This is a genomic window from Paenibacillus allorhizoplanae (genome assembly GCF_927798215.1).
Lineage (GTDB): Bacteria > Bacillota > Bacilli > Paenibacillales > NBRC-103111 > Paenibacillus_E > Paenibacillus_E allorhizoplanae.
In genome coordinates this window covers 128,418-139,678 of record NZ_CAKMMW010000004.1, presented here as the reverse complement: position 1 = coordinate 139,678, position 11,261 = coordinate 128,418, and the positions used below count along the sequence as shown (strand labels likewise).

The 11,261-nt window shown below is 43.7% G+C and carries 9 protein-coding genes; all 9 read left to right on the top strand.

Annotation, left to right across the window (positions count from 1 at the left end):
* The first annotated feature begins 11 nt into the window (after nt 1–11).
* The 9 genes from bglB (at nt 12) to L6I86_RS09385 (ending at nt 11,218) form a co-directional block, all read left to right on the top strand.
* A complete protein-coding gene (bglB, locus tag L6I86_RS09425; RefSeq protein WP_236286570.1) occupies nt 12–1,073 on the top strand; it encodes a beta-galactosidase BglB in 1,062 nt (353 codons plus the stop codon).
* 262 nt (nt 1,074–1,335) lie between these two features.
* Nucleotides 1,336–3,624 carry a chondroitinase-B domain-containing protein gene (locus tag L6I86_RS09420; protein WP_236286568.1) on the top strand — a complete coding sequence of 763 codons (2,289 nt, stop codon included), beginning with the start codon at nt 1,336–1,338 and terminating at the stop codon, nt 3,622–3,624.
* A 235-nt stretch (nt 3,625–3,859) separates the two neighbouring features.
* The gene (gene fdhA, locus L6I86_RS09415) at nt 3,860–5,074 is read left to right on the top strand and encodes a formaldehyde dehydrogenase, glutathione-independent (protein WP_236286566.1); all 1,215 of its coding nucleotides are present in this window, start codon (nt 3,860–3,862) and stop codon (nt 5,072–5,074) included.
* Nucleotides 5,075–5,233: 159 nt separating this feature from the next.
* The gene (locus L6I86_RS09410; protein WP_236286564.1) at nt 5,234–7,144 is read left to right on the top strand and encodes a MerR family transcriptional regulator; all 1,911 of its coding nucleotides are present in this window, start codon (nt 5,234–5,236) and stop codon (nt 7,142–7,144) included.
* Between the two features lie 167 nt (nt 7,145–7,311).
* Nucleotides 7,312–7,668, top strand: coding sequence for a VOC family protein (locus tag L6I86_RS09405; RefSeq protein ID WP_236286562.1), 357 nt, complete (start codon nt 7,312–7,314; stop codon nt 7,666–7,668).
* Nucleotides 7,669–7,760: 92 nt separating this feature from the next.
* Nucleotides 7,761–8,525, top strand: a complete 765-nt coding sequence (locus tag L6I86_RS09400; protein WP_236286560.1) for an MOSC domain-containing protein — start codon at nt 7,761–7,763, stop codon at nt 8,523–8,525.
* A gap of 51 nt (nt 8,526–8,576) precedes the next feature.
* Nucleotides 8,577–9,332, top strand: coding sequence for an IclR family transcriptional regulator (locus tag L6I86_RS09395; protein WP_236286558.1), 756 nt, complete (start codon nt 8,577–8,579; stop codon nt 9,330–9,332).
* A 157-nt stretch (nt 9,333–9,489) separates the two neighbouring features.
* The gene (locus L6I86_RS09390) at nt 9,490–10,263 is read left to right on the top strand and encodes an SDR family NAD(P)-dependent oxidoreductase (protein WP_236286556.1); all 774 of its coding nucleotides are present in this window, start codon (nt 9,490–9,492) and stop codon (nt 10,261–10,263) included.
* 46 nt (nt 10,264–10,309) lie between these two features.
* A complete protein-coding gene (locus tag L6I86_RS09385) occupies nt 10,310–11,218 on the top strand; it encodes a fumarylacetoacetate hydrolase family protein (protein WP_236286553.1) in 909 nt (302 codons plus the stop codon).
* The last annotated feature ends 43 nt before the right edge of the window (nt 11,219–11,261 follow it).

Below are 11,261 nucleotides of genomic sequence, written 5' to 3'. Positions count from 1 at the left end.
TGAACTAAGTTATGTCCAACGCTGCAACGATTGAAAAGTATGAACACATCATCTCGAAGCTTATACGACAAATGAAAACTTTAAAACCAGCCTTTCAAGAAAATGTTGCGATCGGCATTGTTTCGATGGACAATTGGGAGTGGCCTCAGGGTGTTGGATTGTTTGCTTTGTACTCCTATTATAAGGAGACAGGCAACTTAGCGATTAGAGATGAGCTCATTCAATGGTTTGATAAGCGGATCGCTGAAGGTTTACCAGATAAGAACGTAAACACGATGTGTCCAATGCTGACGTTAAGCTATTTGGCTGAGGAAACAGGGAATCCAACTTATGTGGCGCTTTGTAAAGAATGGGTCACCTATGTCATGGAAGATATGCCTAGGACGGACGAAGGCGGGCTTCAACATTGTGTTACCCGGAATCTGAACGAGGGACAATTGTGGGATGATACTTTGTATATGACCGTTTTGTTCGTTGCACGTATGGGTGTCCTGCTGCAAGATGATGCCTATTTCCAAGAGAGCATCAGACAGTTCTTAGTCCATCTCAAATATTTATCGGATGTGAAGACAGGACTATTCTTTCACGGGTGGACATTTCTCGGGCATCATCATTATGCGCAAGCCTTATGGGCACGTGGCAATTCTTGGTATACAGCAGGACTGGTTGATTATCTGGATATCGCTCCTCTACCAGCGGGTGTAAGCCAGTTCCTGATCTCGTCGCTCGAACGACAGGTGAGAACACTTGCCGCACTTCAGCATGAAAACGGCCTATGGCATACACTATTGGATCAGCCTGATTCGTATTTGGAAACATCGGCTTCTTCAGCATTCGCCTATGGCATCTTGAAGGCAGTGCGAAAAGGTTTTATTGATGAGCGTTACCGCGCTGTGGGACTGAAAGCACTGGAAGGCGTCATGAGCAAAATTGATGAAGAAGGAATTGTCCATGGTGTTTCTTACGGTACAGGCTTAAAGGATAACCTTGATTATTACCGCAAGATCAAACAATGTCCGATGCCGTATGGGCAGTCCATGGCATTGATGCTCATGGTGGAAGCTTGTAAATAAATCAAACGAATGGCTCTCGGAAGTCCATGCAAGTGAGCATGGGCTTCTTTATATGCCATAGATATCCATATTTGAATAGCGAGTTTAGGTAATGAGGGTAATCAGTTTCGATTTTGAGGATGCATTCACGATTATGATGATGCTTATTTTCCATGAGTTGTATTAAATTGGAGGAGAGTGTACGCACTCGACTTAAATGAAAGGAGTTCAAAGATTAGATAGGACGCAAGGGTTTAAATGAAAATCAAGGGAGGATGTATTTATGCGAAAAGGTAAAAAAGCAGGTATTGTTATGTTATTACTTAGTTTGTTTCTTACCATGATTCCTTTCGCTGGTTATGCGGCAGACGCGAAACTGACGGTCGCGGCATCTGGGGTAACAGCAAGTAGCGATGATGGGAATGTGCCTGCCAATACGGTGGATGGCAACTTAACGACACGTTGGTCAGCAAGCGGAGATGGGCAGTGGATTAAATATGATCTGGGCGCTGTGAAAAAAGTATCTTTCATTAAAATCGCTTTTATAAGTGGGGATACGAGAACCTCGAATTTTGATATTCAAACATCTACAGACAATGTTACGTTTACGACGGTTCAGGCCAATGTGACGAGCAGCTTAAATACAAGCTTGCAGACCTTTGATTTCCCCGATGTAGACCCTGCCCGTTATGTACGGATTGTCGGACATGGCAACTCTGCGAACTTATGGAATAGTTATACCGAGGTAGAGATTTACGGCGACACTTCTGCAAGCGCTTCCGTAGATACGAAATTCGCTATCGCTGGGGCTTCCGTAACTGCAAGCGCGGATGATGGCAACGTGCCTGCTAACACAGTGGATGGCAACTTAACCACTCGCTGGTCAGCTAGCGGCAACGGTCAGTGGATCAAGTATGATTTAGGCTCAAACGTCAGGGTTGCCTATATCAAAATAGCCTTTGTAAGCGGGGATACGAGAACTTCCACGTTCGATATTCAAACGTCCACGGATAATGTGAATTTCACGACGGTTCAAGCCAATGTGACGAGTAGTTTGAATACAAGCTTACAAACTTTCGACTTCACGGATGTAGCGTCAGCTCGCTATGTACGAATTGTTGGGCATGGCAACTCCGCCAACTTATGGAACAGTTATACCGAGGTGGAAATTTACGGTGAAGCCCCAGTAATACCAGGTGTTTCTGTTTCCACTTCCGCACAGTTAGCTACTGCCTTAAGCAATGCAAGTGCAGGTACGACAATCGTGCTAGCCAATGGGACTTACTCGCAAACAGGACCTTTTGTCTTAAGTAACAAAAATGGCACAGCGAGCAACCCAATTACGATCAAGGCAGCTAATGCAGGTCAGGCGATCATTTCTGGTGGTGCCTCGCTTCAAATTAATAATTCGTCTAATGTCGTTATCGAGGGATTAAAATTCACAAATTTAGGAAATACAGGCTTACTCTTAGATGGTTCCAATAACGTTCGAGTAACTCGAAATCGATTCGCTCTTCAAGCAACAGGAGGAACCCTCATCTGGCTGCAGGTTAGTGGCGTCAATAGTCATCATAATCGTATTGACCATAATGATTTTGGTCCGAAGAGCGACACAGATCCGCTTATTGCCTATCAAGGTGATGGAAATGGAAACATCTCTCAGTATGACGTTATTGAATATAATTATTTTCATGATGTAGGACCATGGGTCGCGAATGGCAAGGAAACGATACGACTTGGCTTATCAGGGATATCCTTATCCAATGGGTTTAATACGATCCAGTACAATCTGTTTGAGAATTGCGATGGCGAACCCGAAATCGTTTCTGTGAAAAGCAGTAATAATACGGTTCGCTATAATACCTTCAAGACGTCCAAGGGTGGACTCACGTCAAGACATGGGCATAGCAACTCCTTTTATGGAAACTATTTCTTAGGTGATGGTGTAGAATCGGAACAAGCAGGTATCCGCATTTATGGCAACGATCATAAGATTTACAACAATTACATGGAAAATCTAACAGCCAACGCGATCATTCTTGATAATGCGGATTATGATGGTGGTACAAGTGGCTATCCGTCCAACCCATCAGCGGATGATTTGAAAGCACAATGGAAAATTTACCGAGCACAAGTCGTCAACAATACGATTGTGAACAGCACGACGGGGATCATCGTAGGTTCTGGTAAACCCTTAGCTCCTCAAGACAGCAGGGTAGCTAATAATATCGTAAAAAATTCCACAGGGACTCTGTATTATGAAGTTGGTACAACCAACACGGTATTTGAGGGGAACATAGGAAACGGCAGCACAGTGAGCAACAATGCTTCGAGGACGACTGCGCAAATATGGGCAACAAACCCATTACTCACGACGGTAAACGGATTGCAAAAGTTGTCTTCCACAAGTCCAGCGATCAATGCAGCAGTAGGAAGCTATACGTATGTGACAGAGGATATGGATGGAGAAACAAGATCTTCTAATGACGTTGGAGCAGATGAGCGCTCTTCAAGTACATCCTTTGCGAAACATCCACTAGTAGCAACAGAGGTTGGACCTAATGCACCGTAAGTGTAAGGTATCCTTCGTTTAAAATGATTATCAATCAAGAGCGCAACAGCTTGGCTGTGCGTTCTTGATTTATTTTGTAATCGCTATCATTTTCAAGGTGCACAGGCAGGATAATAGGTGAGAAAGGAGAATAGTATTCTTGTGTTTGCGTTACTTCCGAGCTTTTGCGATCTTAGACACTGTTTATGAATGGGACTAACTCAGCATAATTACTGTGTGAGAGGAAGAAGAGAAGATGGCAGGAAATAAAGCAGTTGTATACAGCAAACCAGGAAGTGTCGAAATTCGTGACACCGATTATCCAGAATTAGTATTAAAAGATGGACCTGGCGTTAATCCATTGAATGTCGGTAGAAAATGTGAGCATGGTGTAATTCTTAAAGTCGTAACGACCAATATTTGCGGTAGTGATCAGCATATGGTAAGGGGGCGTACAACCGCACCCTCAGGGCTTATTTTAGGTCATGAAATTACGGGGGAAGTCATTGAAGTAGGTCGTGATGTCGAGTTTATTAAAAAGGGAGACCTCGTTTCCGTACCTTTTAATATTGCCTGTGGTCGATGCCGTAGTTGCAGAGAGCGCAATACCAATGTTTGCTTGAATGTAAATCCAGATCGTCCAGGTTCTGCCTATGGTTATGTGGATATGGGTGGATGGGTTGGCGGACAATCCGAATATGTGATGGTTCCCTACGCCGATTTTCAGCTGTTGAAATTCCCTGACAAAGAGAAAGCGATGGAGAAAATTCTAGATTTGACAATGCTTTCTGATATTTTTCCAACAGGTTATCATGGCGCTGTTAGCGCAGGTGTCCGTCCTGGCTCGACCGTATACGTAGCTGGGGCAGGTCCAGTTGGTCTTGCAGCTGCACACTCTGCACAGTTGCTGGGAGCTGCAGTTGTCATTGTTGGGGATCTGAATGCAGAGCGCTTAGCACAAGCGAAAAGCTTTGGCTGCGAAACCGTTAACCTGCGTGAGAATGCGGATCTAGCCGGGCAAATCGATCAGATTCTGGGATCGCCTGAAGTGGATTCAGCGATTGATTGCGTAGGTTTTGAAGCACATGGTCATGGCAAAGCGCATGGCGAAACACCAGCAACCGTGCTCAATTCCATCATGGAAGTTACGCGTGCAGGAGGCAGCTTAGGGATTCCGGGACTTTATGTCACAGGGGACCCAGGTGCAGTTGATGAAGATTCTAAGATTGGGACGTTGAAAATTCGTTTTGGTTTGGGCTGGGCTAAATCACATACATTTGTTACCGGACAGACACCCGTCATGAAATATAACCGAGATCTGATGATGGCGATTCTTAGTGGCAAAGCACAGATTGCCAAAGCGGTCAACGCGACCCTCATTTCCTTAGCCGAGGCGCCTCAAGCGTATCAAGAATTTGATCGTGGTGTGTCTCGGAAGTTCGTCATTGATCCACATGGACTTGTAAAGTAATTGCATTATTTTAATTTGAGGCTGTCCTACATATGGGACAGCCTCTTCGCGTTGCTAACTTTTTGACGCTTTCATTGTCAATTGCATAGGGTCCTGAATACCTTGTTATAGATGCCTAAGCCTACGGGATATAAGAAGAAAGGATATGATCATTAACAAATGAAAAGGACATATAAGGTCAATGAGATTGCACGTTTAATCAAAAAAACGCAAGGGACAGTCGTGGAATGGTCCAAACAATTTGCTGATTTTCTTCCGACCACCGCTGTTGGAGGAAGCTTAAGATACACAGAAGAAGCTATTGAAGTTTTTCGAGTCATTGCAAAAATGAAAGATGCGAATAAATCACATAAGATGATATACGAACACTTGCAAGAACTGAGCCAGAAAGAAATCCGTACGCCAATTGGTGAAGAGAACCCTGTCACTTCTTCATCTGTGACTGTTCCGGAAATGAACGTAGAACTTGTAGAAAACAAAGTTAACCCGAATATAAGTAATGAAATCTTGGAATTACGTAACTTGATGCAGTTTTTAACGCAGAAAATAGAAGCCAATAAAACCCCGAAGCGTATAAATGAACAAGTAGATGACAGTCAAATGGTTGGTATATCATCTATTTCAAGTGCTAGACAAGTCGCACCAACTAAAAATTACGTCAACGTTCTGTTTGATGAGCTTACGAACGAAGTCGCAGAACTTCGTAATATTGTTCTTACATTTATGGAAAAGATGATTGAAGTCACGAAGGACGCTAATCAGGATGAACGTTTTACAAAAATAGCTGAATCATTAAATCTTCAATTTAATGGCATTTCCGAAGAAGTTGCAGAGCTGCGTAATATCATCAAGATTTTTACTTACAAGGTTGCTGAGGTCATTGAACAAGACGACAGCAACGAAGTTGCCGCTAACATTGATGTACTCAACCTACAATATAAGAGTGTTTCAGAGCAGGTTAATGAACTACAGCATGTTCTATATACCGTTCAGCCTAAGATAATAGAAACGCTGGAGCACGAACTCAAAGGTGAAATGCTTGCAGGAACGAAGAAGCTGCAAGATCAACAACATGAAAGCTTCACGAAGTTAGAAGATGAGCTCCAAGAGCTCAATACCGTTCAGCTCAAGACGACAGAAGCACTGGAGCAAAGTCTCAGAGAAGAAATACTTGCTTCAACCAATGAGCTGCACAAGCAACAACAAGAAAGTGTCTCGACGTTGGAACAAGAACTCCAAGAGTTCTATACGGTTCAGCCCAAGATGAGAGAAGCTTTGGAGCATAATCTCAGAGGCGAAATGCAAGCAGTGACAAGTGAGTTGCAGAAACAATTTGAAGAAAGTGTCTCGACGTTGGAACAAGAACTCCAAGAGTTCTATACGGTTCAGCCCAAGATGAGAGAAGCTTTGGAACAAAATCTCAGAGACGAAATACTGGCATCAGCAAGTGAGTTACAGAAGCAGCTTCAAGGAAGTGTCTCGACGTTGGAGCAAGAACTCCAAGAACTCCAAGAGATCACTACTGTTCAGTCCAAGTTGACAGAAGCCCTGGAACAGAATCTCAGAGGTGACATGCAGGCAACAACAAGTGAGATAGAGAATCAACTTCAAGAAAGTATCTCCAGATTGGAACAGGAGCTCCAAGAGCTCACTACGATTCAGCCCAAGTTGACAGAAGCTCTGGAACAAAATCTCAGGGGTGACATGCAGGCAACGACGAGTGAGTTAAGGAATCAACTTCAAGAAAGTATCTCGAAGATGGAGCAAGAACTCGGTACCATTCAACCCAAGATCACTGAAGTTTTGGAGCAAAATCTCAGAAATGAAATGCATGCAGTGACCTATGAATTGCGCAAGCAACATAAGGAAAGTATCACAGAATTAGAGCAAGAAATGCGTAATAATTACGCTATCAATACACAGAAATTAAATGAGCTCATCGATGAGGCAGTTAACAATCAAGCAGCTTCAAATGAAGAATTACTGGACAATCGATTTGACACGATATCGATACAGTTGTCCTCTCAACAACGTTTGCTCGATAAGCTTGCCAAATTTTTAGGCATTTAAGCAAGGACGGCATACAGAAGGCCACATGAACTGTGTGGCTTTTTTCATATGCAGACTTTTTTGTTCTATACGATGCTCCACACAGAGAAAACCCCTTATTTTACCAAATAGTATGATACAATAGGTCTTAAAAATTAATTTGTTAATAATTAGGGAGTGTGAAAAATGTGAGCGTTATTTTAAGTAAAGTCGGAGGCATATTTATTCCTGTGAGTAACATTAGAGACGCAAGAGAATGGTATTGCGGCATTCTTGGACTGGAACCTACATTTAATATTATCGCTGACCATCTTTGTTGTATACCATTGGATAATAATGGGTCAAATCTTGTCTTGGACAGTAAAATATATCATGTGGATGCTACTTATAAGAATCCAGCATTCCATTTTAACACAGACGATATACAGAAGGCTTACCAATTCATGACAGATAGCAATGTTGAGATAGTCACAGGTATCGAACATGGACATTGGTTTAATTTTAAAGATCCAGACGGCAATTTGTTGATGATTTGCAAATGTTGAGGGGGTAATGCGAGTATTTCTATACATATGAAGCTCACTACTTACTTGAGTTTCGCGTGCGACAGGCATCACCTAGCTCTGCGGAGTACGAAATGATAAAATGGTTGCGTGCGCGGAATTTAAGAGTGATGGAGGAACAACCTGTGCAAGTAACCATTGGTAAAATAAGTGAAATTAATAGGTATCCTATTAAGTCATTCGCAGGTGAGCGGTTGACATCATGCCAAATTGAAGCCTATGGGATGCTAGGAGATCGGTTTGGGGCCTTTTATGATGAATCCAAATCGGGCTGGTGGCGATATGTTACGGCACGAAATATGCCTAACATGTTGACCTATCAAGCAAGTTATCTCAATGGAGATATCCATATAACAGCTGCTGATGGGCGAACATTCGGCTGGGATGACGCGTTATTGAAAGAGATGCAAACCCAAACGAAGATTCCCCTAACCATGTCGCGATTAAAAGAGCAGCATCCAGAGCATCCACAGCTGCTCTCCGTTGATGGTGCCAGCATTCTTCTTATTACAGATGCTAGCTTAAGAAAACTCGAGAGTTTGCACGGCAAGGACTTGGATCAACGACGGTTCCGTGGCAATTTCGTAGTCGCGTTAGATGAACATGCCTGCTCCGAAGGAGAATGGATAGGTCGACAGATTGCTATAGGAGAAGTACAATTGCAGGTAGACAGCTTCTGTGATCGATGCATGATGATCACGATAGATCCGGATACGCTGGATAAGGATCCTTCGGTACTCAAACAAGTAAACGAAGGCTTTGACCTGCAGTTTGGTGTCTATGCTTCTGTCGTTCAAACAGGTCAAATTCGACTAGGCGATACGGTCAAATTCCTGTAATTCAATCTCTTGTAGCGGATATGGACAGTCAAGTTTAAGTGAGGTATGCGCATGGAAAGAAAATATTGGGTCCCAGCACTGGAAAGAGCACAGGATGTTCTCCAGTTAGTTGCGGAACAGCCCTCTAGGCTAAGGTTGATGGACTTGAGCATTGCAACGGGGATTAATAAGAGCACGATGTTTTCGCTTTTACATACGATGGAGACGTTGAATTGGGTCATAAGAGAAAAAGGGGATACCTATGTGCTCGGCTCCTTTTTCGGTGTCATTGGCAACGCATATTTCGCTGGCATGTCGCTAGTGAAATTATTTGAGGAGAAAGCTACTCGTTCCGTGGAGCGACTCGGCGAAACCTTTCAGTTGGCTAGATTGGAGAAAGGTGAGCTTGTGTATTTGGCCAAAAAAGAGGCACCAGCGCAAGTTCGTCTCATCTCTGAGCCTGGCATGCGTTTGCTTGCTTACGCGACGGCGATGGGAAAAGTATTGCTCTCTGCTTTGGAGGATGCACAGGTGCTTGCCTTGTACGAAGAAGGCAGCTATCATGCTTTTACCCCGAAGACTGTTCAAAGCGGAGAAGAACTGCTGGAACAGCTTCGCATGATAAGAAAGCAAGGCTTTGCAGTGGATCAAGAGGAGATCGTGCTCGGCTTCTGCTGCTTGGCCATGCCGGTTGTTGATCGTAACGGTAAGTGGATAGCGGCTGTAAGTTGCTCGATGCCCGTACATCAATGGACGCAGAAACAAGAGCTAGCCAAGGAAGAGATTCAGATCCTCACACAGGCGTTATCGGCAACCGTACCGCTGTAGCCACCAAGACGAAGTTTCAGGTAAACCAGTTAACACCCGCGGGTATCGGGTTGTATCTGGTTTATTTTGCGTTGACGCGAAAGATAGCTGATGATAGACTTAGTTTATGGTATTTTATAAACTAAGTTTACTATAATAAACTAAGAGGTGGAGCCAAGTGAGATTACTGAATAAAGTAATTCTGATTACAGGTGCTGGATCAGGTATCGGGAGAAGCACAGCGCTTCTTTTTGGAAAAGAAGGAGCACACGTGATCGTCAATGATTTGGATGCGGTCAAAGGTGAGGAAACAGTCTCCGAAATTCAAGCTAACGGTGGAGAAGCGCTCTTCTTGCAAGCCGATGTAACGGATCCAGATTCCGTCAAAACGATGGTAGACCGAGCAATCGAAGCGTGTGGACGAATTGATGTGCTATTTAATAATGCAGGAATTAGCGGTGTTGGTGCCCTGCATGAGCTGGAGCCAGACCAGTGGGATCGTGTCATTCGTGTGAATATTCGCGGCGTTTTCTTGCCGTCCAAATATGTAATTCCCCATATGATGGAAAAGCGCAGTGGGTCCATTATTAACATGTCCTCCTGTATTGCGGAGATCGGGTTAGCAAGACGTGCTTCCTATGCAGCTACCAAAGGTGCTGTACTGGCGTTGACGAAATCGATGCAGGTCGATTATGCCCCCTACCAAATTCGGGTAAATGCCCTGTTGCCTGGAACGATTTTAACACCTTTTGTTGAGAATTATTTGAAAACCTCTTATGATGATCCTGAGGCTGCCATTGCCGCTCTGAAAAGTAGACAACTTAGCAATGAACTCGGAACGCCAGAGGATGTAGCGCAGGCTGCCTTATTCCTAGCATCCGATGATTCCAAATTCATGATGGGCTCTCCCTTGTATGTTGATGGTGGCGTTGTATTCGGTAAGAATGCGTAAATAAAGGACCGAACTTCCAGTTATTTAAAAAGAGAGGATGTTAACTTTGAAATTAGTCACAATTGATCATTCCGGAAATATTCATCTTGGTGTGAAGTTAGACAACAACGTATTCGATATAACAGAGGCATTGAAAGCGTTCCCTGAGGAAGGAATTCCAACGGATGTCATGTCAGTCATTGCGAACTCTGAAGCTGTGATTCCTCAGCTTGAACGTTATATTGCAAGAGTCCTTGAAGGGGCAACAGCGGGAACTGCTTACCTTCTGGATGAATCTCAAGTCAGTTATGGTCCGTGCGTTACCAATCCAGGTAAAATCATCTGCGTTGGCTTGAACTATCGTAAGCACGCCGAAGAAACGAATGCGGCAATTCCTCAGTATCCGATTTTGTTTAATAAGTTCAATAATACGATTGCCTCACCTGGCGATGATATTCCGCTTCCGAATCGTGTCACAAGTCAGGTTGATTATGAAGCTGAGCTTGTTATCGTCATTGGAAAACAGGCGAAATATGTGTCCAAGGAGCAGGCATTAAGCCATGTGTTTGGATATTGCAATGTGAATGATTTATCGGCGCGTGATTTGCAAATGCGTACACAACAATGGCTGCTGGGGAAATCCTGTGATAAATTCAGTCCACTGGGCCCGTATCTGGTTACGGCGGATGAAGTCGGTGATCCGAATCAGTTAACGATTACTTGCACGGTAAATGGAGAGACAAGACAGAGTTCGCATACATCGGATATGATTTTCCACTGTGATGAAATCGTCAGCTATATTTCCCAGCATATGACGTTGTCGCCTGGTGATATTATTTTGACAGGAACGCCTGAGGGTGTTGTGCTTGGTAAGCCGGTAGATCAACGTGTTTATTTGAAACATGGCGACGTGGTTACGATTGAAATTGAAAAATTAGGTGCGTTAACGAATCGCATGGTGGATGAGCTGCTATAGCCGATTTCGTAGATAACATGTATGATAAGCCAATATCGCTTAG

Coding starts and splice junctions, on each gene's coding strand:
- fdhA (WP_236286566.1), top strand. CDS start 3,860: ATGGCAGGAAATAAAGCAGTTGTATACAGCAAACCAGGAAGTGTCGAA.
- L6I86_RS09395 (WP_236286558.1), top strand. CDS start 8,577: ATGGAAAGAAAATATTGGGTCCCAGCACTGGAAAGAGCACAGGATGTT.
- L6I86_RS09400 (WP_236286560.1), top strand. CDS start 7,761: ATGATAAAATGGTTGCGTGCGCGGAATTTAAGAGTGATGGAGGAACAA.
- L6I86_RS09420 (WP_236286568.1), top strand. CDS start 1,336: ATGCGAAAAGGTAAAAAAGCAGGTATTGTTATGTTATTACTTAGTTTG.
- L6I86_RS09410 (WP_236286564.1), top strand. CDS start 5,234: ATGAAAAGGACATATAAGGTCAATGAGATTGCACGTTTAATCAAAAAA.
- bglB (WP_236286570.1), top strand. CDS start 12: ATGTCCAACGCTGCAACGATTGAAAAGTATGAACACATCATCTCGAAG.